Origin of the sequence: Paeniglutamicibacter psychrophenolicus, from assembly GCF_030812255.1 — a bacterium.
GTDB lineage: Bacteria > Actinomycetota > Actinomycetes > Actinomycetales > Micrococcaceae > Paeniglutamicibacter > Paeniglutamicibacter psychrophenolicus_A.
The window spans coordinates 267,257-291,012 of sequence record NZ_JAUSSH010000003.1; the positions used below are offsets into that span (position 1 = coordinate 267,257).

Consider the following 23,756-nt stretch of genomic DNA (forward strand, 5'->3'; position numbering starts at 1 on the left):
GCCGGCGGGAGCCCGATGATTCGGGTTCCCGCCGGCCGGCGGAGAGGTTCGACGTGCGGGCCGCTAGGCCAGCAGTGTCGGCTTCATCTGCTGGATGCGTCCGAGCAGTCCGTTGACGAATTCCGGGGACTCGTCGGTGGACAGCTCGCGGACCAGCGAGACCGCCTCGGCAACGGCAACGCCGTCGGGAACGTCGTCGTTGAACAACAGTTCCCAGGCGCCGATGCGCAGCGCGGTGCGGTCCACCGTGGGCATGCGCTCCAGGGTCCAGCCCTTGGAGTAGGAGGAGAGGATCTCGTCGATCCTGTCCAGCTCGCCCATGACGCCCTCGATGAGGGTCACGGTGTATTCGTTGATGGTGATGTCCGTGGCTTCACGGCGCAAACGCATGGCCGCCAGCGGCGAGACATCGCGTTGTTCGGCTTCAAAAAGGATGTCAAGTGCCCGGCGGCGGGCCTTGGCGCGGGCGCTCACTAGGAGACACGCCCCAGGTAATCGCCGGTGCGGGTGTCGACCTTGACCTTGGTGTTCTGCTCGACGAACAGCGGCACCTGGATCTCCTTGCCGGTCTCCAGCGTGGCCGGCTTGGTGCCCGCCGAGGAGCGGTCGCCCTGCAGGCCCGGCTCGGTGTAGGTGATTTCCAGGACAACCGACGGGGGCAGCTCGACGTACAGCGGGGAGCCCTCGTGCATCGCGATGGTGGCGTTCTGGCTCTCCAGCATGTAGCCGGCGGCGTCTCCCACGGTGGCACCGGCGACGGTGATCTGGTCGTAGTCGCTCAGGTCCATGAACACGAAGTCTTCGCCGTCCTGGTACAGGTACTGGTAGTCGCGGCGGTCAACGGTGGCGGTCTCGATCTTGGCACCGGCGTTGTAGGTCTTCTCCAGGACGCGCCCGGTGATGACGTTGCGCATCTTGGTGCGCACGAAAGCGCCGCCCTTGCCGGGCTTGACGTGCTGGAAATCGATGATGGTCCAGAGCTGGCCCTCGATCTTGAGGACCTGTCCGTTCTTGATGTCGGTGGTTGATGCCACGATCTACTCTTCTTCCGTATGTCGCCGCCGGCTCGCCCGGCGCGGAATCGCGCCGGCGGGCCCCAGCCGCCGCAAAGCGGCAACCCCGGGCGTGTTGTCAAAAATCCAAGATTCAGTTTAGCGCACCGGGGCGGTTGCCCGGGTAACACCCGATGGTGATCTCCCGGACGTCGGCACCCTGCCGGCGCACCTGGGGTGCGCCGGCGGGGGCGGCGCTACGGCGCGGGGTGCTGGTGGGCCGGCTGCGCGGTCCCGGATCCGGTGTGCTCGAGCACCGAGGCCAGGCAGGCGCGCGAGGATTCGACCAGGTGGGCGTCGGCCCCCGCGGCGGTGCGCAGGTCAAGGGCCTTGCGGAAGCGGTTGGCCGCGGCCAGCAGGTCCCCGGATTCCACGTAGGCGAAGCCCAGGTGCTGCTGCAGGATGGCCTCGTGCTCGGTGTCCTTGAACTCGGTCAGCAGCGCGCGCAGGCGGTTGATGGCCCGCGGCGCGTCGCCCGCGGCACGGGTCAGCGAGGTGTCGAGCACGCGCATGGCGAAGTCCTGCGGGTCGCTCAGGCGGGTCTCGGCGACCAGTTCGCTGGCGGCGCGCAGCTCGCCCTTGGCCAGCAGCACCACGACCTGCCAGGCGGCGGAGCCGGTGCGCAGGGTTTCGTCGGCCAGGGCAGCGTCGGAAATCTCGTGGCGCATCAGCGAGGGGTTCAGGCGCACCCCGGGGATGCCCGATTCGATGTTTTGGCGCGGGGCGCTGTCCAGTCCCCCGACGGGTACCTGCAGCAGTGCCTGGGTGTGGGTCAGGTCCCGATCCGGTGCGGTGATCATTGTGCAATCTCCTGGTAGGCGGCGAACAAGAGGGAAGTGTCGGGCACCTCGAGCATGCGGGGGCTGCCGACCGCATCGAGCACCACGAAGCGCAACAGGTCGCCGCGGGTCTTCTTGTCCCGGCGCATCCCGTCGAGCAGGGCCTGCCAACGGTCCCCGCGGTAGGTGGTGGGCAGTCCCAGGGACGTCAGGATGGCCAGGTGGCGGTCGGCGACAGCATCCGAGGTGCGTCCCACGCTGCGGCCCAGCTCGGCGGCGAAGGCCATTCCGATGGACACCGCGGCGCCGTGGCGCATCGAGTAGCGCTCGACCAGCTCGATGGCGTGGGCCAGGGTGTGCCCGTAGTTCAGGTATTCGCGCTCACCGGATTCGCGCAGGTCGTTGGAGACGACTTTGGCCTTGACGGCGATGGCGCGTTCTATCAGCTCGCGCAGGCGGGCGGAGGTGGCGTCGGTGGCGTCGGCCGGGTCTTCCTCGATGAGCTCGAGGATGCGCTCGTCGGCGATGAAGCCGCACTTGACGACCTCGGCCATGCCGGTGACCAGCTCGTTCTTCGGCAGCGTGGCCAGCGTGTCCAGGTCCACCAGCACCCCGGCCGGCGGGTGGAAGGCGCCGACGAGGTTCTTGCCCTCGGCGGTGTTGATGCCGGTCTTGCCGCCCACGGCGGCGTCGACCATGCCCAGCAGCGAGGTGGGGATGTGGATGACCTTGGTGCCGCGCAGCCAGGTGGCGGCGACGAAGCCGGCCAGGTCGGTCACGGCCCCGCCGCCCACGGCCACGATGGCATCCGAGCGGGTGAAGTCGTTCTTGCCCAGCACCTGCCAGCAGAAGGAGGCGACCTCGATGTGCTTGCCCTCTTCGGCGTCGGGGATCTCGGCGACCATCGCGGCGTAGCCGGCGGCCTCGAGGTCGGCCTTGACGATGTCGCCGGTGGCGCGCAGCGCCCGCGGGTGGATGATCAGCACCTTCTTGACGCGCTGGCCCAGCAGGCCGGGCAGTCGCCCAAGCAGGCCGTTGCCGACGATCACCTCGTAGTTCTCGGCAGGAGCCGATCCGGTGACGTTGATCGTCGTGGGTGCGGGGTTCATCGTTGGATCCTCCATGTGCTGCGTGGCGCGCCGAACCCCCTGCACCGACCATCGTTGGTGCGGTTGGGGGCTTGGGCGCGTGGGTGAATACGCGTCAACCGATTCTTCGCCGGTGACCAATTAGCCGTGCAGTGGGCGCGCGGATGCGCCCGTTGCTTGGCTTAAGCCTACGCGTTTGGGTGTCCGAGTTGGGGTTTCAGTGTCCGGCATCACGGTATGCGGTGAGGATCGCCTCGGCGATTTGTGCCGCGGTCCTCCCCCGGGTGTCGATGCACAGCGTCGCGGTCGCCTCGTAGAGTTCGCTGCGTTCGGCGAAGATCCGGCTCCACGATTCCAGCGGGGTGGCGCCGAGCAGCGGGCGGGTGGTGTCGGCGCCGATGCGCGGGCCGACGGTGGCCGCATCGGTGAGCAAGTACACAGCGAAGCCCGTGGCGATCAGCTCCCGGTTCCCGGGCGCGAGCACCGAGCCTCCCCCGGTGGCCACGACCGCCGGGGCGCACCGGTCGGCCGGGTCGGCCGGGTCGGCGTCGGGCGCCGCCTTGGCGTGCGGGTGCACGGCCTCGGCCAGCGCCTGGGACTCGAAGCGGCGGAATCCCGCCTCCCCGTGCGCGGCGAATATCTCGGGGATCGTGCCGTGGGCCGCCACGACGCGGGCGTCGGTGTCGATCAGGGTGGTTCCCAGCAGGCGCGCCAGGATCGCCCCGACCGCGCTCTTGCCGCTGGCCATCGGCCCGATCAGGAAGATCGGCGTGCTCATGGGGCGCGGACCGACCCCAGGTTCTGCGGGATGGCCCCGAGGTAGTTTTCCACGTTGCGCTTGACCTCGGTGATCGAGTCGCCGCCGAACTTCTCCAGCATGGCCTGGGCCAGCACCAGGGCGACCATGGCCTCGGCGACGACGCCGGCGGCCGGGACCGCGCAGACGTCCGAGCGCTGGTGGTGCGCGGTGGTTTCTTCGCCGGTGGCGGTGTCGATGGTGCGCAGGGCGCGCGGGACGGTGGCGATCGGCTTCATGGCCGCGCGCACGCGCAGCACGTCCCCGATGCTCATGCCGCCCTCGATGCCGCCGGCCTTGTTGCCGGAGCGGTCGATGATCCCGTCTTCACCGCGCACGATCTCGTCGTGGGCGGCGGAGCCGCGGCGCGAGGCGGTGAGGAAGCCGTCTCCCACCTCCACGCCCTTGATAGCCTGGATGCCCATGAGCGCACCGGCCAGGCGCGCGTCGAGGCGGCGGTCCCAGTGCACGTAGGAGCCCAGTCCGGGGGGCAGGTTGTAGGCCAGCACCTCGACGATGCCGCCGAGGGTCTCGCCCTCCTTGTGGGCGGCGTCGACCTCGGCGACCATGGCCTCGGAGGTCTCCGAATCGAAGCAGCGCAGCGGGTCGGCGTCGAGGGCCCGCACGTCGGCGGCGCGCGGCAGCGGCGAATGCTCCGGGGAGGCAACGGTGCCGACCGACACGGTGTGGGAGACCAGCTGGATGCCGAGCTGGGCCAGGAAGTTTGCGGCCACCGAGCCCAGGGCGACGCGGGCGGCGGTTTCGCGGGCGGAGGCGCGCTCCAGTACCGGGCGGGCGTCGTCGAACCCGTATTTCTGCATGCCGGTGAAGTCGGCGTGGCCCGGGCGCGGGCGGGTCAGCGGCGCGTTGCGCGCCATCGACGCCAGTTCCTCGGGGTCCACCTCGTCGGGGTTCATGACCTTTTCCCACTTGGGCCACTCGGTGTTGCCGACCTCGATGGCCACCGGGCCACCCTGGGTGAGTCCGTGGCGGACACCGCCGATGAAGGACACCGCATCCTGCTCGAACTTCATCCGGGCACCGCGGCCATAGCCGAGGCGGCGGCGTGCCAGGGCATCGCGCACATCCTGTGAAGAGATGGCAATGCCCGCGGGCAGTCCCTCGATAATTCCAACCAATGCGGGGCCGTGTGATTCGCCCGCCGTCAACCAACGCAACATGCACTCCATCTTGCCATGTCCCGGGGCCGTGATCAGGGCCGGGAGAGCCCCACTGCGTCGCACATCACATTTGTGACGTGCTTCCAGTCCGCATGCTGGACACCGGAAAAGAGCTTGACCTGCTCCACTCCCTGGTAGAGCAGCATCGCGAGCCCGGAGACCACGGTGCCGCCGGCGCGCTCCCAGGCGGTGGCAAGCACCGAGGGCCAGGGATCGTAGGCGACATCCAGCAGCACCGCTCCGGGGGCCGGGGCGCCGGGCGCCCTGAGGCCGGGGTCCGGGCTGTGTTCCGGGTCCAGGCCCAACGGGGCCACCAGCCCGTCGGCGGCGTGCGCCGGTAGCGTCGAGATGACCGCCTGGTAGTGCGCCAGCCGCCGACCGGCGACGGTGCTGTCGATCGCTTCGCATTCCAGTCCCAGGGTGTGGGCCAGGGCCAGGGCGTCGGCGGCGCGCAGCGGGTTGCGCACCACCAGGTCCACCTGGGTGAGCCCGAGCTCGGCGCAGGCCTCCAACGCGGCCAGCGCGGTGTTCCCGGACCCCAGGATCGCGGCGCGGCGTTCGGCGCCCGGCGTGTCGCCGGGGCGGCGCGCGGGAAGCACCCCGGCCATCGCCCCCACGATCCCGTCGACGTCGGTGTTGTGCCCGTACAGGTGAACGGCCCCGTCACGGTGCTGGACCACCACGGTGTTCAGTGCACCGAGCCGCTGCACGCGCTCGGAAAGCTCGTCCAGGTGCGGGATCAGCGCGTCCTTCAGCGGCATGGTCACCGAGACCCCGACCCAGCCCGGCTCGGTGCGCAGGCGTTGGGCGAAGGCCTCGGCCTGCCCGGGGAGGGTGTCGATCGCGGTGTAGGCGATGTCCACGCCCAGGGCGCGGTAGGCGCTGGAGTGCAGCAGCGGGGAACGCGAATGGGAGATCGGGTGGCCGAGCACCGCCGCGCGGCGCGCCGCGGTCACTTGCACACGTCCGTGTTGGCGGCGCACCAGGAACGGAATTCGTTCTGGTACACGCGGTGTTCGGCGTAGGTCCTGGCGAACTTCGTTTCACCGGTGTTGGTGTTCACGGTGACCCAGTAGTAGTAGTCGTTGGGCGTCGGGTTGGCCGCGGCCTTGATGGCCGGGTCCCCCGGGGAACCGATGGGGGTCGGCGGCAGCCCCTTGTGCATGTAGGTGTTGTACGGGTTGCTCGCGTCGACCTTCTCCGCCCCGCTGATCTGCAGGGTGTAGCGGTCCAGCCCGTAGATGACGGCCGAGTCGACCTGCAGCAGGCCGTTGGTCTCGGTGTTGTTCGGGTGCAGGCGGTTTTCCAGCGCGCCGGCCACGGTGGCGTAGTCGTTCTGGCGGGCCTCGGCCTGCAGGATCGAGGCGACCTTGAGCACGTGGTACTGCTGCTTCGGGTCGGTGACGCCGTTGGCCTTCAGCGTCTTGGTGGTGGCATCGACCATGTCCTTGAGCACCGTCTTGGCGTCGGCATCCAGCGGGAAGCGGTACTCGCCCGGGTGCAGGTAGCCCTCGAGGTTGCCGGCCCCGGATGTGATGCCGAAGGCCTTGGGGTCCTCGGACAGGGCTTGGAGGTCCTCGAGCTTCACGCCGGTGGACGTGGAGATTTCCTCGAGCACGCCGGACAGGCGGGTGTTCTGCTTGATGGCCACGTAGGAGACCTTGGCGGCGGGCTCGCCGATCAGGATCGTGGCGGCATCCAGGGCGGGCATCTGTTGGCGCAGGTCATAGGTTCCGGGGTGGATCTCGCGGTTTTCGGTGTCCACCAGCTGGATGGCCTCGAGGAAGAGCTTGTCGCTGGCGACGATGTCCCGGTTTTCCAGTTCGCGCCCGATTTGCTTCGGGCCCCAGCCGGGCTTGACGTCAAAGGAAACGGCCGCGCCGCCGGGAGCCGGGTAGTCCCCAGGGTTCAGGCGTTCCATGAGTCCCTGCAGGAAGAGAACGACGCCGAAGATGACGGCGCAGAAGCCCAGCAGCACCACGAGCACGATCCAGTTGCGCCGGCGGCGGCGGGTCTTGCGCGCCTTCGGGTCTGCCTCCATGGTGGTCAGGAACAGGTTTTCGCGTTCCAGCGACTCGTCGGCTGCCTCCGGGTAAGCGGTGGTGCCGTCGTAGGGGCCCGCGGGCAGGAATTCCGCCCCGGGCTGCCCAAGGTCCGGGTGTCCCGCGTCGTAGTGGCCGACGTCCTGGTATCCGGCTTGGTGGGGATCGATGGCATGGTGATCCGTGCCGGCATTTTCCATGCCGGGTTCCGCGGCGTAGGCCTCGGGGTGGGCGCCGGGGTCCTCGTGGACCTCCGGCCGCGCGTGGACCCCTGCACCGTGGGCATCCGGGAACTGCAGGTGTTCGGGGTCGGGGTCCGGGTAGGCGGAACCGGCCGCGTCGGCCTGGTCCCGGCGCGTTTCCCGGGTCTGCTGCTTCTGCACGGCCGGCGGGAAGGTCTGCGGGACGGCCGGGTGCGCGGGCGGCCCCTGGGTGCCGGGAGTGGACAGGGCCTGCGCCTGGGTTGCCGCGGGATCCACTGCTTCAGGGGTGGCGCCGGTGCGGTGCCGCGACGCGTCCTGGTCGACCGGTGCGGCGGCCGGGACTACGGGTTGGCCGGTGGACGGCGCGGCGTGCGATGAATCGGGGGTGATGGCGCTTCGGGCCGCGGCGGACCTGTCACGCAATGGTGCGGCGTTGGCCCGCAGCGTCTGGCGCACGCGCTCGGCGGCGGCGCGCTGGGCCTCGATGGCTTCCTTGCGTGCCCGCTGCGCGCTTTGGGTCCGCGCCCGTTGTGCGGCATCCAGCGCCGTGGCGCGTTCCGCGGCAGCGGCCCGCGCGCGTTCCTCCGCAAGAACCTGTGCCGCGGCGGCGGCCCTCGCGGATTCTTCGTCGGCTGCGGTTGCGGCAGGCAACTTTTGGGGGTGTTCCGTCGGCGCGGGGTCGGGGGACGGATCCCCCGTGCCCGGTGCCTGGGCCGCGGCGCGTTCGCGCTCGGCGTTTTCGCGCGCGGCGCGGGCGGCACGCCGGGGTGAAGTCCCGGGTTCGTGGCGCGGAGAATCGTTGGACGATTCGTGTGTCATGCGGTTTTCTCCCTTGCCCGCAGGCAACGTAGTAGCCGAGGGGCGACGCAGGCCCGTGTCTTCAGCCGAATGAGATGTTATGCGATCGTAACCCAAAGCGGGGCCGTCGGGCACCACCCCGGGGGCAGCGCGGCGTGCGCTCCCCCGGTCGGCGCCGGCGGTTTGTCCCGGTTCAGCTGCCATCGCCCGGCCCGAAGGTTCGGCCGTCGGCAAGCTGCCCGGGCGAGTGCTGCCCGTTGCGGCGCATTTCAAGCACTTGCTGGAGAATCTCCACGGCGGCGACCTGGTCGACCACCGCCCGGTGCTTGCGCCCGTCCAGGCCGGCCTCGTGCAGGGCGCGGTGCGCGCTGACGGTGGTCAGTCGCTCATCGACCAGCCTGACTTCCGCCACCACGTGGGCACGGGACAGGGCGTTGGCCAAGTCTCGTGCATAATCGCGGGCCATGGTCGTGGAAGCGGTTTCCCCGCCGGACATCGACCATGGCAGCCCGACAAAGATCTGGGCGACCTCGCGCTCGGCGGCAAGCTTGACCAGCACCGAAATGTCACTGGACTTCTTCAGGTCTCGCTTGAGCGTCTTGACCGGGGTGGCCAGGACCCCGTTGCGGTCGGACGCCGCGACGCCGACGCGGGCCATGCCCACGTCGACGCCCAGCAGCACCCCGGCAACCCCGGAAGGTGCGCTTTCGCCTGGCACCGAGGTTATGACAGCTCCCGGATCGAGCGGACCATGGCTTCCAGGGCCTCGGCGGTCTTGGAAACGTCCTGGCCGCCGCCCTGTGCCACATCGTCCTTGCCGCCGCCGCCGCCACCGAGGATCTTCGCGGCGGTGCGCACCAGCGCCCCGGCCTTCGCGCCCTTGGCACGGGCCTCGTCGTTGGTGGCCACCAGCACCAGCGGGCGTCCGTTGGACGCACCGGTGAGGGCAACGGTGGATGCCTCCGAGCCGAGGCGATCGCGCAGGTCCAGGGCCAGGGTGCGCAGCGCTTCGGCCGAGGGGACCTCGCCGACATCCTGTGCCAGGACCTTGATGCCGTTGACCGTGGCGGCCTTTGCCGCCAGGGCGCCGGCCTGGGCGGCCAGTTGGGCCCCGCGCAGCTTCTCGATTTCCTTTTCGGCGTGGCGCAGCTTCGCGACGGTGTCGGAAATGCGTTCGTTCAGCTGTGAGGCCGGGACCTTGAACATGGCCGACAGATCCGAAACCAGTGCGCGCTCGGCCGCCCCGTGGCGGAAAGCCTCCATGCCGACCAGAGCCTCCACGCGGCGATTTCCCGAGCCCACGGATGCCTCGCCCAGCAGGGTCAGCGAGCCGATCAGTGCCGTGTTGGCCACGTGGGTGCCGCCGCAGAGCTCGCGACTCCAGGCGTCGTTGATCTCCACCATGCGCACGGTGTTGCCGTACTTCTCGCCGAACAGGCTCATGGCGCCGGCGGCGCGGGCCTCGGCCAGCGGCATGACGTTGGTGCGCACCTGGTGGTTGTTGCGGATGGCCAGGTTCACGACCTCTTCGATCTCGTTGCGGGCCGCGGCCGACAGGGCTTCGGACCAGGAGAAGTCGAAGCGCAGGTAGCCGGCCTTGTTGAAGGAGCCGGACTGCAGGGCGTCGGGGCCCAGGATCTCGTGCAGCGCCGCGTGGACCAGGTGGGTGGCGGAGTGCGCCTGCTCCCCGGAGTGGCGGCGGGTGCGGTCGACCTCGGCCAGCACCGAGGCGCCCGCGGGCAGTTCGCCCTCGCGCACGATGGCCTGGTGGACGTTCAGCCCGCGGATCGGGGCCTGGACGTCCAGGACCTCGAGCACGAAGCCGTCGCCGGTGATCAGCCCGACGTCTCCGGCCTGTCCGCCGGCCTCGGCGTAGAACGGGGTCTCGTTGAGGACCAGTTCAATCTGCTGGCCCTGTTCGGCCACCTCGACCAGGGAGCCGTCGCGCACGATGCCGCGCACGGTGGATTCGCTGGTCAGTTCCTCGTAGCCGGTGAAGATGACGTCGCCGCGCTCGTGCAGCTGGGTGAAGACGGTCAGGTCCGCGTGTCCGGCCTTCTTGGCCTTGGCGTCCTTCTGCGCACGGGTGCGCTGCTCGTTCATCAGCTCGCGGAACTTGGTTTCGTCGACCGCCAGGCCGGCCTCGGCGGCGATTTCCAGGGTCAGGTCGATCGGGAAGCCGAAGGTGTCGTGCAGTGCGAAGGCGTCCTCGCCGGAGAGCGAGCTGCCCTTGGACTTGGAGACCTTCAGCGCTTCCTCCAGGCGGGTGGTGCCCGAGGCGATGGTGCGCAGGAAGGCGCGCTCCTCGGCGTAGGCGATGCGGGCGATGCGCTCGAAGTCGGTTTCGACGATCGGGTAGACGCCCTTCATGGCGTCGCGGGAGGCCGGCAGCAGCTCGGGGAGCACCGCGGTTTCCACGCCCATCAAGCGCATGGCGCGCACGGCGCGGCGGATCAGGCGGCGCAGCACATAGCCGCGGCCCTCGTTGCCAGGGGAGACGCCGTCGGAGATCAGCATCAGCGAGGAGCGGATGTGGTCCGCGACCATGCGCATGCGCACGTCGTCCGCGTGGTTCGGGTCCTTCGGGTCCTCGGTGGAGGTGTAGGCCTTGCCGGCCAGCTCCGCTGCCTTGTCGAGTACGGGACGGACCTGGTCGGTCTCGTACATGTTCTCGACGCCCTGCAGGATCATCGCCAGGCGCTCGAGGCCCAGACCGGTGTCGATGTTCTTCTTGGGCAGTTCGCCCAGGATCTCGAAGCTGTCTTTGCCGGTGCCCTCGCCGCGCTGGTACTGCATGAACACGAGGTTCCAGATTTCGATGTACCGGGTGTCGTCGGCCTCCGGGCCGCCCTCGATGCCGTACTCGGGTCCGCGGTCGTAGAAGATCTCCGAGCAGGGGCCGGCCGGGCCGGGCTGGCCGGTGGACCAGTAGTTGTCCTCCATGCCCATCTTCTGGATGCGGTTCTCCGGGATGCCGATCTTGTCGCGCCAGATCTCCAGTGCCTCGGTGTCCTCGTGGAAAACGGTGATCCACAGCTTTTCCGGGTCCAGGCCGTAGCCGCCGTCCTCAAGGGAACTGGTCAGCAGCTCCCAGGCGTAGGAGATGGCGCCTTCCTTGAAATAGTCGCCGAAGGAGAAGTTTCCGGCCATCTGGAAGAAGGTGCCGTGGCGCACGGTCTTGCCGACCTCTTCGATGTCGCCGGTGCGGATGCACTTCTGGACGGAGGTGGCGCGGCTGTACGGCGGTTCTTCGCGTGCGGTCAGGTACGGAATAAACGGCACCATGCCGGCGACGGTGAACAGCAACGACGGGTCGGAGGAGACCAACGAGGCGCTGGGAACCGCGGTGTGGCCCTTCGACTCAAAGTAGTCGACCCACCGGCGTGCAATTTCCTGCGATTTCATCGTTCCTCTTCGATCCCTTCGAGCTTACGGGCGCTGTGCTTGGATGTGGCTTCCAGTTCCGGTTCCCCCGAGGCCGGTTGGCCGGGGAACGGCGTGCTGCCGGGTTCCGCCATCGTGGCGGTCACCGGAGTGCCACGTCAATAAGTTTAGTGGTGGCTTGCGCCGGTTGTTTCATCCAGGCCCAGGGCCTGGCGTAATTCCGTTTCGCGTTCGTTCATGCCGGTGCGGAAGGCCTCGGCCACTTCATGCAGCGAATCGCTGATGCGGCCCACGGTGCGGTTCAGTCCGTCGGCGCTGGCAAGCTCCCTGGCTTCGGAAAGCTTGCGGGCGGCCAGCACTCCGACGCCGATACCGATGCCGACCCAGAATAGTTTCTTCATCTGCGGTTTCCTCGTTTCGTGGATGGTGGATCGTGCGCTGCACGGCAGCTGCCGGTTGCCGGCAGACTCCGCTCCCCCGACGGGACCGGGTGGTGACGGGGCAACAAACCCGGTGCTGCCTCGGTGCCGGTCAGCGCGAGCGTCGGCCCTTGCCGGTCGGCTTGGTGCCAAGGGCCGAGCGGACCCCGGCGGAGAAGGCGGCGACCTTGATCAGGGGACGGCCGACGGTGGCCGCGGTCAACGAGGACAGCGCGCTGATGTTGGCAGACGCGTCGGAGACGTGCGAGGTGATGCCATCGACCTTGCGTAGCTGGTCATTGGTGGTTGCCACGGTGTTGGTGACCTCGGACAGCAACGGGGTGGTGCCGTCGGATACTTCCCGCACGGCGCCGCGCAGCTCGTCGAACACCTTTCCGAGCTTCCAGATGGGGATGGCGAGCAAGGCCACCAGTATGGCGAAGACGCCTGCCGCAATGAGTCCGGCGATATCCGACCCTGTCATGTGCTTTTCCTCTACCGTTGGTGACGTGTGCTTTTCCACCTTACCGAATGCTTGGCGGTAGCACGGAACCGAAACGTCTTGGATAACACGAAGCCCGCGGCGCGGGGCCACGGGCTTCGTGTTGCAAACTGCATTCGCTGGGTGTGAACCCGGTGAATTTAGCGTGCGTAGTACTCGACGACAAGGTTCTCTTCGCAGGTTACGGGAACCTCGGAGCGCTTCGGCTTGCGGACGAGCTTGGCCTGAAGGGCTTCAAGCTTGACGTCCAGGTAGGCCGGTACGGCGGGGAGAACATCGCGGTGGGCGCCTGCAGCGGCGATCTGGAACGGACCCATCTTTTCGCTACGCTCGTGAACGTGGATCAGCTGACCCTCGGACACGCGGAACGAGGGACGGTCCACGCGCTGGCCGTTGACCATGATGTGGCGGTGCACAACCAGCTGGCGGGCCTGGGCGATGGTGCGGGCGAAGCCTGCACGCAGAACCAAGGCGTCCAGACGCATTTCCAGGAGGGCAACCAGGTTTTCACCGGTCTGGCCCGGAGTGCGCTTGGCTTCCTCGAAGGCACGGGTCATCTGTGCTTCGCGGATGCCGTACTGGGCGCGCAAACGCTGCTTTTCGCGCAGACGCACTGCGTAGTCGCTGTCCTGCTTCTTGCGGGCACGGCCGTGCTGGCCGGGACCGTACGGACGACGCTCCATGTACTTTTCAGCTTTGGGGGTCAGGGCAAGGCCGAGGGCTCGCGAGAGGCGAACCTTGCGGCGGGCACGAGTGTTGTTAGCCACGAGTGTCCTTATCTTTTGTGAGCGGTTGTCATTGGGTCTGGCCTCCATGATGGAGAGTTGTGGGAAACCGCATCCCTAGTCACTACAACTGCCGCGGTGCACGCCGTCCGGGACCGGGGTTCCGGGTGGTTTGCGGTTGGGCAGCTTGCCAGCCAAGGATCAATCCTACCACCGCGCGCAAACCCAAAGTGCACCCCGGGTGGCGGCCTGCCCTGTGGGATGCGTCGTCTTCGCGCGTCGGATTACGTGCGTCGGCGGTCCTTGGCCCGGATGATGCCGCGGATGCGTTCGACGCGTTCGCCGATGCCGCGCTCGGCGCCGTTGGCGGTGGGCTTGTAGTAGTCCACGCCCAGCAGGTCGTCCGGCGCGTACTGCTGGGTGGCGACCGAGTGCGGTGCATCGTGCGAATAGATGTAGCCCTTGCCGTGGCCCAGCTGCTGGGCGCCGGCGTAGTGGGCGTCGCGAAGATGCTTGGGCACGCCCCTGCCGCGGCCGGCCCGGACGTCGGCCACCGCGGCGTTGATGGCGTTGTAGGCGGCGTTGGATTTGGGCGCGGTGGCCAGGTGCACCACGGCGTGTCCCAGGATGAGCCGGGCCTCGGGCATGCCGATCAGCTGCACCGCCTGGGCGGCGGCCACGGCGGTTTGCAGTGCGGTGGGATCGGCCATGCCGATGTCTTCGGAGGCACTGATCATGATGCGCCGGGCGATGAAGCGCGGGTCCTCGCCGGCCTCCAGCATCTTGGCGAGGTAGTGCAGCGCGGCGTCCACGTCGGATCCGCGGACCGACTTGATGAAGGCGCTGATGATGTCGTAGTGCTGGTCCCCGGCTTTGTCGTAGCGCTGGACCGCGGCATCCATGGCACGCTCGGTGTGCTCGATGGTGATGACGATCTGGCCCGCCGGGGTCAGCGCACCGGCGTCGTCATGTACGGCAGCGGTGTCTTGGGTTGCGTCGGCGGATGGGACTTCGTCCGCCGGCACGGCGGGTTCGCCGTCCGCGGGTTCCTCGTCGGTCAGGACCGCGGGTGGAACCGGGGCCGGCATGTCGACGGTTTCCCCGTCCGGGACCTCCGCGGTGTTATCCGAGCGGGCGGCCTGCAGCAACTTGGCTCGTTTGGCGAGCAGTCCGTGGGCCTCGGCGGCGCTCCAGGCCACGCCTGCCGCCGCTTCCAGGGCCGTCAGTGCGCGGCGGGCATCTCCCCCGGCCATGCGCACGAGGTGGTCGAGTGCTCCCGGGTCAAGGACCAGCTCGTCGTTGAACCCGCGCACGTCGGCAAGGGCACGGGTTATCAGCGCGGCGATGTCTCCCTCTTCCAGGGGACGCAGGGTCAGCAGCAGGGAACGCGAGAGCAATGGGGAAACGACGGAGAAGGACGGGTTTTCCGTGGTGGCGGCGACCAGCACGACCCAGCGGTTTTCCACCCCGGGCAGCAGCGCGTCCTGCTGTGCCTTGTTGAATCGGTGGATCTCGTCGAGGAAGAGCACGGTGGTGAAGCCGCGCAGGTCGCGGTCCTCGAGCGCCTGGTCCATGACGCGGCGGACGTCCTTGACGCCGGCGGTGATGGCGCTGAGCTCGACGAAACGGCGGCCCGGGGATCGGGCAATCACGTGCGCGATGGTCGTTTTTCCGGTGCCGGGCGGGCCCCAGAGGATGATGCTGGAGGGACCCGACGGGCCCGGCCCGTCGACGCCGGCCAGTTGCCGCAGGGGCGAACCCGCCTTCAGCAGGTGTTGCTGGCCGACCAGCTCCTCGACCGAGCGGGGGCGCATGCGCACGGCCAGGGGTGCGCGCGGCCGCACATGTTCTTCGTCGTTTTCCTCGTCGTCACCCAAGGCACTGAGCAGATCGTTCACTCCCCCAGCCTAGTTGAGCATCCGGGTGTCCGTTTCCGGCGCTGCAGATCAGGCAGGTTGCCTGCCCCGTCGACGTGCTCGGTCACTCGGTTGGCATGCCCCGATTGCAGGATTGCCCTGTGGGGATTCGCCCCGGCACACCGGGCACCGGTTCGAAACAAGAATATGAGGAACCCGGGTGCTGTCGTCGCGTCGCGACGGTGGGGCATGGGGGCGACCCCACCGGCGGAAAGACAGCACCCGGGAGCTTGGTGCGGGACTACGGGCTGGTTCTAGCAGCGTCGTGTTCCCGGCGCCATCTCGAAGAGCGGCGCCTGGTAACCTGCGGTGCGCAGTTCGGGGTGCCAGTAAAGGTTTCGTTGCGGGGCTCCTCGTGCCTGTCCGGCGATTTCAACGACGTACGGCACGCCATTGATCGATCCGAGCTTGATCAACCCGGCATGCACCTGCAAATGATGGTACTCACAGAGCATCGCCGAATTTTCCACGCTCGTTGGGCCGCCCTCGCTCCAGGGAATCACGTGGTGGCATTCGGACATGGACGCCGGATGCTTGCAACCGGGGATGATGCAGCCGCGATCACGGATGGCGATGGCCCGGCGCTGGGCCTTGGTGAAACCGCGGATCTCGCGGCCCAGGTCCAGGACGGCGCCTTCGTCTCCCATGACCGCCGGCAGGATGTCTCCGCTGCAGGCGAGCCTCCGGACGTTGGCCGCTGAGATGGGCCGGTTGTGGTCGGTCAGTCCGGCTTCCTCGCATTGCCCGAGCAGGCTGCGGTAGCCGATCAGCACACCGATCTTCACGCGCATCCCGCCGGATTCGGCGATGTCGGTCCCGTTCATGACCCCTGCACAGGCGGCGATGAGCGCGTCGAGGAACAGCTGGGGGTTGGTGCGTGGATCTTGGCTGGTGAGCTGTTCCAATCCCGAACCGTCGGGAGGCAGGCCGCAGGCGAACTCGCTGAGCGGAATCTGCGAGCCGCTGGCGCCCGCCGGCGTGGCCCATTCCGGGGCGGGGGTGCCGGCCGGGGAAAAGGTCGGAGTCCCGGAGGGCGAGGGCTCGCGCGGCACTGGCCGCCGGGGTTCGCCGGTGGTGCCTTCACCTGTGGTGGCTGCGCTTGGCGGGGCTTCAGTGGCCGGTTCCGGGTTTGCGGGGATCGTGTGCGTGGCTCCGTCGCCGGTGTCGGGGTCCGGCTCGTCGGGACGCTGCTCCCTGCCTGCTTCGAGCCGGGGGTTGCCTGCCGGCTGCTGGCCGTCGACTGGCCCGGTCGGCCTGGTCGGCCTGGTCGGCCTGGTCGGCCTGGTCGGCCTGGTCGGCCTGGTCGGCCTGGTCGGCCTGGTCGGCATCGTGGGCAGGCTCGGCATGCCCGGGATCTCGCCGGCCGGGGGCCGAGGGGTGGTGGAGACGGAGAACGGCGGGGATTTCGTCGAGCGTGGATTGGTCCACGCCTCGCAGCAGGAGAAAAGCACCTCGGAGTCCTCGGGATCGCAGCGCAGCAGGTACTCGTCGCTGCCGTCACGGAAGCCGCGGTAGAAGACTCCGCGCCGGGCACGGATTTCCTCGTCGCTGATGGGTGTGCCGTTCTGGGCCAGGAAGCCGCCCCAGTCACGCAGGGCCTGGCCGCACGTCTTCGGGTCGCCGGTCCTGGCTTCGTGGGCCAGGGAATCCTCGATGGCGGTGTTCACGTTTTCGGCGTCGGGCCGGGTCTTGATGCGGGGCTGCATGGATTCCAGCTGCCCGGCCAACGAGGCGAGGTTGGCGACATCCGCGGTGCCGTCGGATGCCGCCTTGGCCAGGATCGGGTAGCTGGGTGTCGGTGGCGTTTCGTCGGCGCCTGCAGCGGGCAAGGCCACCAGGAGCCTGGATCCGTTGATGCGTCGGCAGGCTTCTCCGGAGGAAATGTGCAGGTGCGCCTGCATGAAGGCCTGGGTGTTCTTGTGCGGGGCCATGCCCTGGCGCAGATCCTCGGGCGGGATGCCTGCGGTTCCGTCGGCCAGGGGGCCGGGCTGCGCGACGAGTTGGTCGATTTGCTGGGCGGTGACCGGGTCCAGCCGGTGGATCTCGGCCGCGGCGGCACGCCGGGTGATGAGCAATTGGGCGTAGGCGATGGCCCGGTGGCTGCGCTCGATCAGGCCCATCATGGCCGCGGCGGCTGCGGCATCCAGCGGCACCAGGGCCAGCTGCCCGGTGGCGGCGGACAGGGCAAGAGCCGCGGCGGCCAGTTGCTGGCCAAGTTCCGCGGTGCCCATCTGCCCCGTCCGGGGCGCGGATAGTGGAGTGCCCATGTCCACGAGTCTGCGCCCTTGGGGCTGAACTCGCCCCTGCCGGAAGCCAAATGTGCGGGGAAGCGGGCGGTCGTCCCCAGGAAGGCCGTGAATGGGTGGACAGGGACGCGAATCGGTAGAGTCGATACGTCCGTGCTCGTGCGGGCGGCACATGGTGCCGCCGCGGCGGGCCATGACGTGAAGAACCAAAAGACGTGAAGAAGCGAAGGTGGATGCGTGAAGGCAGTGTTGCAGGTGGTTTCCCGGGCCTCGGTCGAGGTGGAGGGATCGGTCGTCGGGAAGATCGACGGCCCCGGCCTGGTGGTGTTGCTGGGCGTGACCCACGGTGACACCCCGGCCCTGGCGGCGAAGCTGGCCGCGAAGGTGTGGCGGCTGCGGATGCTCGAGGGTGAGAAGTCGTGCGAGGACCTGGCCGCCCCGCTGCTGGTCATCAGCCAGTTCACGCTCTACGGGGATGTGCGCAAGGGGCGCCGGCCGGGATGGACGAATGCCGCTCCCGGCGCGGTGAGCGAGCCTCTGTACGAGGAGTTCATGGCGCAGCTGCGCGCACTGGGTGCGCATGTGGAGTCGGGCGTGTTCGGGGCGATGATGGAGGTCTCGCTGGTGAATTCGGGACCATACACGCTTATCGTCGACACCGACGAGCTGCCGGGCTAGGTTTCTCCGGGCAACCCGTCGGCAAACGATCAGTCCCCGTCGTTGCCGGCCAGGGTGCGGGCATCGGCGCGGCGTTCGTCCTGGCGTTTAGTGGCCTCGGCGTTGATCCGGGACGGACGCCAGGAGAACACCACCATGACGGCCAGGCACAGCCACATCGCGGACTGGATGACCAGCCAGGCGGTGACCGGGCCCTCGAAAAACTCGGCACCGATAGTGAAGCCGAAAAACGCCACGATCAGGCTGAATCCGGCACGGCGCAACAGGATTCCGCGCTTGGGGACCGTGCGTTCGGCCGCGGCCAGCTGCGCGGCAAAAAGCTCAACGTTGCCGAACTCGGCGGCCGCGGTGCCGGTGCCCGACAGCCTTCGATGGCCGCGGGCCTCGGCCAGGGCGCGGTCGGCGCGGGCCCTGGTGAAGAGGTAGCGTCCGCGCAGCAGGTTGGCCGCATGGGCGAAGTACCGCAGGTCGTCCCAGTGCGTGTCATCGAGCAGCGCCCGCGGCCTTGCCTCGGGCAGTTTCACGGCCGCCAGCACCAAGGCGAGACCGACCGGGGCGATGGCCCAGTTTGGCGGGCCCGGCGCCTCGAAGCCGCCCAGGCCCGACATCAACGCGATCGTCCCGGCAGCGCCGGCCAGGGTTGCGCCCCAGATGGCCAGCGGGGCACGAAGGTGTCCCCGGGTGCGCAGCACCCAGCCCCACAAGCCGATTGCCACCAGCACGGTCAGCATCGGGAAGAGCAGCAGGACCGGGCCGGCGAAGGTGCGTGCATTCCATCCGTCGGAGAACCCGATCCAGATGCCGAGCACCAGCAGCAACATGCCCAGGGTCACGAGCATCACGGTGATGGCTCCCGAGGCGCTGTTGAAGGGCAGGGCGCCCTCCAGGATGTCGGCGGGCCGACGCAGCCGCCTGCCGCCCGTGCGGCCGAAGTCAATCGCCGCGCCGAAGAGTTCGGTCGGGCCTTGGCCGCTCGCGGCAACGCTTTCGCGCACCTCGGCCAGGGCCGGTGCGACGGCTTCAACCGGCGCATTGGCAAAGATCATGGCTCCCGCCGCCAGTTCCGCCCACTCCCGGTCGGCCTCGGGCCAAAGCCCGACCTCCGCGCCCCACGCGGTCCTCTTGCGGTTCTGGTTTCTCAAGCCGGTGCTCCTGCCCTGGTGGTTCTTCCAAAGTCCGTATCCATGTCCCCGTGGGTGCCGCTCATGCGCGCAGCACCGAGTCCTGGAAGAAGGCCCAGAGTTCGCGCTGGGATGCAAGGTGGCCGCGGCCGGTTCCGGTGAGCGTGTAGACCTTGCGACCCGGTGCCCCGTCGCCGTCCTCCCAGGTGCTCTCCATGTACCCGGCGGCCTCGAGCTTGACCAGGGCCGGGTAGAGCGTGGCGCCCTTGATGGGCGAGAACCCGCGAGCCTCCAGGATCTGGCCGAGGGCGTAGCCGTGGTTGGGGCCTGCCTCCAGCGCGTCGAGCAGGCTCAGCGGGAGCAGCGCGCGTTGCCAGGTGCCGGGAAATTCCTTGCCGCCGCCTAGCATGGCCGCTCCCCCGCTTCCGGCAGTCGCCGCGGGCCCTGACGGGGCGTCTGGTGGCCGCCGTGCGGCGGGTAAGGGGTCGTGATGTCGTGGCCTTCCTTGAAGGGTGCGTATCGTGGTGGACGCACGCCGCGAAAATCCGGACTAAGTCAAAAATCGATCTAGATTTAATACAATAACAAGGTTGTGCACATTTGGCGACGGTTTTCCACGACGTGTATGCGGCCACCGCCACCGCCCGAATCCCCGTTGGCCGCAACCGACCCGCCGGCGGGGCCGTCCCTGTCCCGGTTCCCGGCGGGCAGGGTGGAGGCACCGCGGGCGCAGGGTTGCTGCAGGGCGGCGTCGGCGCAGGCCACCTTCCCCACTCCCCCGGGCCGGGACCCGGGCGGCACGCCCGGCGGGCCGCACCAAGGCCCTGGCCCCGGCCATGCGCATGGGGGCGCCCACCGAAAACGGTGGACGCCCCCATGGAACCGCCCGAAGGCGGTACAGGGAACTACTTCGCGTCGGCCGTGGCCGGCTCGTTGGACTCGGCCTTCTTGGGCTCGGGCTTCGAGTCGACGCCGGCCTCCTTGCGCTGCTGCGCGGTGATCGGCGCCGGGGCACTGGTCAGCGGGTCGAATCCGCCGCCGGTCTTTGGGAAGGCGATGACGTCGCGGATCGAGTCCGAGCCGGTGAGCAGCTGCAGCACGCGGTCCCAGCCGAAGGCGATGCCTCCGTGCGGCGGGGCGCCGTACTTGAAGCCCTCGAGCAGGAAGCCGAACTTTTCCTGGGCGGCTTCCTCGTCGATGCCCATCATCTTGAACACGCGCTGCTGCAGCGCTGCCTGGTGGATACGGATCGAGCCGCCACCGATTTCGTTGCCGTTGCACACGATGTCGTAGGCGTAGGCCAGCGCGTTTTCCGGATCCGTGTCAAAGGTGTCCATGAATTCGGGCTTCGGGGAGGTGAATGCGTGGTGCACCGCGGTCCAGGCGCCGGTGCCCACGGCCACGTCGCCCGAGGCAACCGCCGCGGCGGCCGGCTCGAACATCGGGGCGTCGACGACCCACACGAAGGCCCAGTCGCCGTCCTTGATCAGGCCGGTGCGGTGGCCGATCTCCACGCGGGCGGCACCCAACAGGGCGCGGGCCTCGTGCTTGGTGCCGGCGGCGAAGAAGATGCAGTCCCCGGGCTTGGCGCCGGTGGCCTCGGCCAGGCCGGCGCGCTCGGCATCGGTCAGGTTCTTGGCGACCGGGCCGGCCAGCTCGCCGTCCTCCTTGTAGAGCACGTAGGCCAGGCCCTTGGCACCGCGCTGCTTGGCGAATTCCTGCCAGCCGTCCAGGGTGCGGCGGGGCTGGGAGGCGCCTCCGGGCATGACCACGGCACCGACGTGCGGGGCCTTGAAGACGCCGAAGCCGGTGTCCTTGAAGAACTCGGTCATGTCGGTCAATTCGAGGCCGAAGCGCAGGTCCGGCTTGTCCGAGCCGTACTTGGCCATGGCCTCGTGGTAGGTGATGCGGGCGATCGGGGTCGGGATCTCGACGTCGATCAGCTTCCACAATTCCTTCACCAGGGACTCGCCCAGGGCGATGATGTCGTCCTGCTCGACGAAGGACGCCTCGATGTCCAGCTGGGTGAACTCCGGCTGGCGATCGGCGCGGAAGTCCTCGTCGCGGTAGCAGCGGGCGATCTGGTAGTACTTCTCGAATCCGCCGACCTGCAGCAGCTGCTTGAACAGCTGCGGCGACTGCGGCAGCGCGTACCAGGACCCGGGGGCCAGGCGTGCCGGGACCAGGAAGTCGCGGGCGCCTTCGGGGGTGGAGCGGGTCAGCGTCGGGGTCTCGATTTCCACGAAGCCGTCTTCGTGCAGCAGGTTGCGGGCGATCCGGTTGGCCTCGGAGCGCAGGCGGATGTTGCGGTTCGGGGTGGGGCGGCGCAGGTCGAGGTAGCGGTGGCGCAGGCGCGCCTCTTCGCCGACCTCGACGTGCTCGTCGACCTGGAAGGGCAGCGGCGCGGCGGTGTTCAATACCACCACCGTCTCGGCGATGACCTCGATCTGGCCGGTGGCCAGCGCGGGGTTCTCGTTGCCCTCGGGGCGGCGTTCGACCTTGCCGGTGACCTGCAGCACGAATTCGTTGCGCAGTGGGTGGAAGACTTCCTCCTCGCGCACCACGACCTGGGCGAAGCCCGAGGCGTCGCGCAGGTCAAGGAAGGCGACCCCACCGTGGTCGCGGCGGCGTGCCACCCAACCGGTGAGGGTGACGGTTTCTCCGATGTGCTCGGCGTTCAAGGTGCCGAGCTGATGAGTGCGTAGCACTGCATTCCTTTCTACAAAGGTGCGAATTTCCGCGGGTGTCCCGAAGGCTGTGTGACGCCGGTGGCGCGTGGGGTTTCGGTGCGGAAAAGGGAAGAATCTATGTGCGAGTTTACCGGCAGCGGTGCACCCGCGGCACCGGAACCCCCGCGGTTGTGCCCTGACTCACGTGCGGGGCGCGCCGGGAGCCGCTCCGGTGGCGGTGTTTGGGCCGCTAGCCCGCGGCGGTGACGCGGTTGGCGAGGTCCTCGGCCGATGGGCTCCAGCTGGCCGGGTCGGCGGATATCTGCTCGCCGCTGCGGATGTCCTTGACCTCGTGGGAGCCGTCCTCGGAGGTGAACCAGACAAAGGGGATGCCGCGCTTGTCGGCGTACTTGATCTGCTTGCCGAACTTCTCCGCCTTCGCGGCGACCTCGCAGGCGATGCCGCGGGCGCGCAGCGCGGCGGCCACGTCCTGCGCCTCGTTCCAGCTCTCGTCGTTGGCCAGGGTGACCAGCACCGCGGAGGGCACGGTGCGTGCGGCCGTGGCGGTTTCCTCGGCAAGCATCCGCGAGACCAGGCGGGTAACGCCGATGGACAGGCCCACGCCCGGGTAGTTCTTCTTGCCGGTGGAGGCCAGCGATTCGTAGCGCCCGCCGGAGCAGATCGAGCCGAGGGATTCGTGGCCCACCAGCACGGTTTCGTAGACGGTGCCGGTGTAGTAGTCCAGGCCGCGGGCGATGGACAGGTCGGCAACGACCTTGCCCGGGGCTCGGCGCACGGCGGCCTCGATGACCTGGGCCAGTTCGTCCAGGCCTTCCTCGAGCAGCGGGTGGGTGATCCCCAGCGCGCGGACCTGCTCGACGAAGGAGGTGTCGGCGGTGCAGATCTGTGCCAGGGCCAGGGCGGCAGCGGCCTGCTCGGCGGTGGCGCCGAGTTCGGTCTGCAGCAGTTCGGCGACCTTGGCCGCCCCGATCTTTTCCAGCTTGTCGATCGAGCGCAGCACCCCGGCGGTGTCTTCCAGGCCCAGGCCCAGGTAGAAGCCCTCGGCGAGCTTGCGGTTGTTCACGCGCAACCGGAAGTCCCCGATCGGCAGCGCCGTCAGGGCCTCGGCGATGACCAGGGCGAGTTCGACGTCGTAGCGGAAGGGCAGGGTGCCGTCGCCCACCACGTCGATGTCGGCCTGGGTGAATTCGCGGAAGCGGCCGTCCTGCGGGCGTTCGCCGCGCCAGACCTTCTGCATCTGGTAGCGGCGGAACGGGAAGGCCAGGTGCCCGGCGTTCTCCACCACGTAGCGGGCGAAGGGCACGGTCAAATCGAAGTGCAGGGCCAGCGCGTTCGGGTCGGACTTGGCCGATTCCTCGGCGGCCAGCCGGGAAAGCCCGTAGACCTCCTTGTCGATTTCGCCCTTGCGCAGCAGCTGCCCGACGGTTTCCACGGCGCGGGTCTCGATGTTGGCGAACCCATGCAGCTCGAAGATCCGACGCAGCGTGTCAAGTACATGCTGCTCCACCGCACGCTCCTGCGGGAGCCATTCGGGGAAGCCGGATAGTGAGGCCTTGCGTGCCATGAAGTCTGTACTCCTGTATGAAAGGGGGAAAGCGATGGTGGTTGCCACGTCCCTGGCAGCGGCGGGCCCGCCGGGGGCGGGTGCCGCGCCCAGCGGGGACGTAGGGAACCAAGTCTACTGGCGTGTCGGTGCGCCGAGGGCGAAACGACGCGAATGCGTCGCCGATTCGGGGCGGCAGAGTACCGGTGGGCGGGCCATGGCGGGTAAAGTGGCGGTGACAGTTGTGTCCTGAGCGCATAGTCTCTGGGCCGATCCTTAGCGAAAGAGTTTCAGCGGTGACCACCAGTCAGCAATCCGACGACAATCTCCAGCCAGCAGCAGTGGCCGAGGAGCAGCAAACCGAAGGCACCCCGGCGCCGGTTGAGGCGCCAGCCGCGCCGGCACCCGACGCGGCCCCTGTAACCGAGGCCACCGGGCAGCCGGCCGAAGCAGCCACCGAAGCCACCGTGGCCGAGGAAGCACCGGCAGCCGAAGCCCCCGTGGCCGAGGAAGCACCGGCAGCCGAAGCCCCCGTGGCCGAGGAAGCACCGGCAGCCGAAGCCCCCGTGGCCGAGGAAGCACCGGCAGCCGAA

General features: G+C 68.8%; 20 protein-coding genes and 1 pseudogene. 2 read left to right on the forward strand and 19 right to left on the reverse strand.

Features of this window, described 5'->3' with window-relative positions:
- Positions 1–63: 63 nt before the first annotated feature.
- The 15 genes from nusB to J2T21_RS07450 form a co-directional block, all read right to left on the reverse strand.
- Positions 64–474, reverse strand: a complete 411-nt coding sequence (gene nusB, locus J2T21_RS07380; RefSeq protein ID WP_071215092.1) for a transcription antitermination factor NusB — start codon at positions 472–474, stop codon at positions 64–66.
- The gene (gene efp, locus J2T21_RS07385; RefSeq protein WP_071215093.1) at positions 474–1,034 is read right to left on the reverse strand and encodes an elongation factor P; all 561 of its coding nucleotides are present in this window, start codon (positions 1,032–1,034) and stop codon (positions 474–476) included. The genes nusB and efp overlap by 1 nt, the downstream gene beginning before the upstream one ends.
- Before the next feature lie 215 nt (positions 1,035–1,249).
- A complete protein-coding gene (locus J2T21_RS07390; RefSeq protein ID WP_307580017.1) occupies positions 1,250–1,852 on the reverse strand; it encodes a tetratricopeptide repeat protein in 603 nt (200 codons plus the stop codon).
- Complete coding sequence (aroB, locus tag J2T21_RS07395; protein WP_307580020.1) at positions 1,849–2,940, reverse strand: 3-dehydroquinate synthase; 1,092 nt, start codon at positions 2,938–2,940, stop codon at positions 1,849–1,851. Before aroB ends, J2T21_RS07390 begins: the two co-directional genes overlap by 4 nt.
- Positions 2,941–3,136: 196 nt before the next feature.
- Positions 3,137–3,697, reverse strand: a complete 561-nt coding sequence (locus J2T21_RS07400; RefSeq protein WP_307580023.1) for a shikimate kinase — start codon at positions 3,695–3,697, stop codon at positions 3,137–3,139.
- The gene (gene aroC / locus J2T21_RS07405; protein ID WP_307580025.1) at positions 3,694–4,896 is read right to left on the reverse strand and encodes a chorismate synthase; all 1,203 of its coding nucleotides are present in this window, start codon (positions 4,894–4,896) and stop codon (positions 3,694–3,696) included. Before aroC ends, J2T21_RS07400 begins: the two co-directional genes overlap by 4 nt.
- 32 nt (positions 4,897–4,928) lie before the next feature.
- Positions 4,929–5,852 carry a shikimate dehydrogenase family protein gene (locus J2T21_RS07410; RefSeq protein WP_307580027.1) on the reverse strand — a complete coding sequence of 308 codons (924 nt, stop codon included), beginning with the start codon at positions 5,850–5,852 and terminating at the stop codon, positions 4,929–4,931.
- The gene (gene mltG / locus J2T21_RS07415) at positions 5,849–7,960 is read right to left on the reverse strand and encodes an endolytic transglycosylase MltG (RefSeq protein ID WP_307580029.1); all 2,112 of its coding nucleotides are present in this window, start codon (positions 7,958–7,960) and stop codon (positions 5,849–5,851) included. The genes J2T21_RS07410 and mltG overlap by 4 nt, the downstream gene beginning before the upstream one ends.
- A gap of 172 nt (positions 7,961–8,132) precedes the next feature.
- A complete protein-coding gene (gene ruvX, locus J2T21_RS07420) occupies positions 8,133–8,657 on the reverse strand; it encodes a Holliday junction resolvase RuvX (protein ID WP_307580031.1) in 525 nt (174 codons plus the stop codon).
- Between the two features lie 5 nt (positions 8,658–8,662).
- Complete coding sequence (gene alaS / locus J2T21_RS07425) at positions 8,663–11,344, reverse strand: alanine--tRNA ligase (protein WP_307580033.1); 2,682 nt, start codon at positions 11,342–11,344, stop codon at positions 8,663–8,665.
- Positions 11,345–11,490: 146 nt separating this feature from the next.
- A complete protein-coding gene (locus tag J2T21_RS07430) occupies positions 11,491–11,724 on the reverse strand; it encodes a hypothetical protein (protein WP_307580034.1) in 234 nt (77 codons plus the stop codon).
- Between the two features lie 130 nt (positions 11,725–11,854).
- Positions 11,855–12,226 carry a DUF948 domain-containing protein gene (locus J2T21_RS07435; RefSeq protein ID WP_307580036.1) on the reverse strand — a complete coding sequence of 124 codons (372 nt, stop codon included), beginning with the start codon at positions 12,224–12,226 and terminating at the stop codon, positions 11,855–11,857.
- A 158-nt stretch (positions 12,227–12,384) separates the two neighbouring features.
- Positions 12,385–13,011: a 30S ribosomal protein S4 gene (gene rpsD / locus J2T21_RS07440; protein WP_071215103.1), complete on the reverse strand. Its 627-nt coding sequence runs from the start codon at positions 13,009–13,011 to the stop codon at positions 12,385–12,387.
- A 242-nt stretch (positions 13,012–13,253) separates the two neighbouring features.
- Complete coding sequence (locus J2T21_RS07445; protein ID WP_373457903.1) at positions 13,254–14,867, reverse strand: replication-associated recombination protein A; 1,614 nt, start codon at positions 14,865–14,867, stop codon at positions 13,254–13,256.
- Between the two features lie 272 nt (positions 14,868–15,139).
- A complete protein-coding gene (locus tag J2T21_RS07450; RefSeq protein ID WP_307580038.1) occupies positions 15,140–17,152 on the reverse strand; it encodes an HNH endonuclease signature motif containing protein in 2,013 nt (670 codons plus the stop codon).
- Positions 17,153–17,368: 216 nt separating this feature from the next.
- Between J2T21_RS07450 and dtd the strand changes: the two genes are divergently transcribed.
- Entirely contained in the window at positions 17,369–17,809 is a 441-nt protein-coding gene (gene dtd, locus J2T21_RS07455) for a D-aminoacyl-tRNA deacylase (protein WP_307580040.1), read from the forward strand.
- A gap of 29 nt (positions 17,810–17,838) precedes the next feature.
- Here the strand turns inward: dtd and J2T21_RS07460 are convergent, their stop codons facing one another.
- The 4 genes from J2T21_RS07460 to hisS all read right to left on the reverse strand — a co-directional run bounded on the left by J2T21_RS07460 (position 17,839) and on the right by hisS (position 23,184).
- Positions 17,839–18,951 carry a hypothetical protein gene (locus tag J2T21_RS07460; RefSeq protein WP_307580042.1) on the reverse strand — a complete coding sequence of 371 codons (1,113 nt, stop codon included), beginning with the start codon at positions 18,949–18,951 and terminating at the stop codon, positions 17,839–17,841.
- Positions 18,952–19,012: 61 nt separating this feature from the next.
- Positions 19,013–19,339, reverse strand: coding sequence for a PadR family transcriptional regulator (locus tag J2T21_RS07465; protein WP_307580044.1), 327 nt, complete (start codon positions 19,337–19,339; stop codon positions 19,013–19,015).
- Positions 19,340–19,835: 496 nt separating this feature from the next.
- Entirely contained in the window at positions 19,836–21,638 is a 1,803-nt protein-coding gene (gene aspS / locus J2T21_RS07470) for an aspartate--tRNA ligase (RefSeq protein ID WP_307580046.1), read from the reverse strand.
- A gap of 211 nt (positions 21,639–21,849) precedes the next feature.
- Entirely contained in the window at positions 21,850–23,184 is a 1,335-nt protein-coding gene (gene hisS, locus J2T21_RS07475; RefSeq protein ID WP_307580048.1) for a histidine--tRNA ligase, read from the reverse strand.
- Between the two features lie 275 nt (positions 23,185–23,459).
- On the opposite strand from hisS, the pseudogene J2T21_RS07480 reads away from it, so the two are divergent.
- Positions 23,460–23,756: pseudogene (locus J2T21_RS07480) on the forward strand (hypothetical protein); the annotation flags it as partial.

Excerpts from the sequence above, each read along its gene's own strand:
- J2T21_RS07390 (WP_307580017.1), bottom strand. The coding sequence starts at position 1,852 with ATGATCACCGCACCGGATCGGGACCTGACCCACACCCAGGCACTGCTG.
- aroB (WP_307580020.1), bottom strand. The coding sequence starts at position 2,940 with ATGAACCCCGCACCCACGACGATCAACGTCACCGGATCGGCTCCTGCC.
- J2T21_RS07400 (WP_307580023.1), bottom strand. The coding sequence starts at position 3,697 with ATGAGCACGCCGATCTTCCTGATCGGGCCGATGGCCAGCGGCAAGAGC.
- aroC (WP_307580025.1), bottom strand. The coding sequence starts at position 4,896 with ATGTTGCGTTGGTTGACGGCGGGCGAATCACACGGCCCCGCATTGGTT.
- mltG (WP_307580029.1), bottom strand. The coding sequence starts at position 7,960 with ATGACACACGAATCGTCCAACGATTCTCCGCGCCACGAACCCGGGACT.
- alaS (WP_307580033.1), bottom strand. The coding sequence starts at position 11,344 with ATGAAATCGCAGGAAATTGCACGCCGGTGGGTCGACTACTTTGAGTCG.
- J2T21_RS07430 (WP_307580034.1), bottom strand. The coding sequence starts at position 11,724 with ATGAAGAAACTATTCTGGGTCGGCATCGGTATCGGCGTCGGAGTGCTG.
- J2T21_RS07435 (WP_307580036.1), bottom strand. The coding sequence starts at position 12,226 with ATGACAGGGTCGGATATCGCCGGACTCATTGCGGCAGGCGTCTTCGCC.
- J2T21_RS07450 (WP_307580038.1), bottom strand. The coding sequence starts at position 17,152 with ATGGGCACTCCACTATCCGCGCCCCGGACGGGGCAGATGGGCACCGCG.
- J2T21_RS07465 (WP_307580044.1), bottom strand. The coding sequence starts at position 19,339 with ATGCTAGGCGGCGGCAAGGAATTTCCCGGCACCTGGCAACGCGCGCTG.
- hisS (WP_307580048.1), bottom strand. The coding sequence starts at position 23,184 with ATGGCACGCAAGGCCTCACTATCCGGCTTCCCCGAATGGCTCCCGCAG.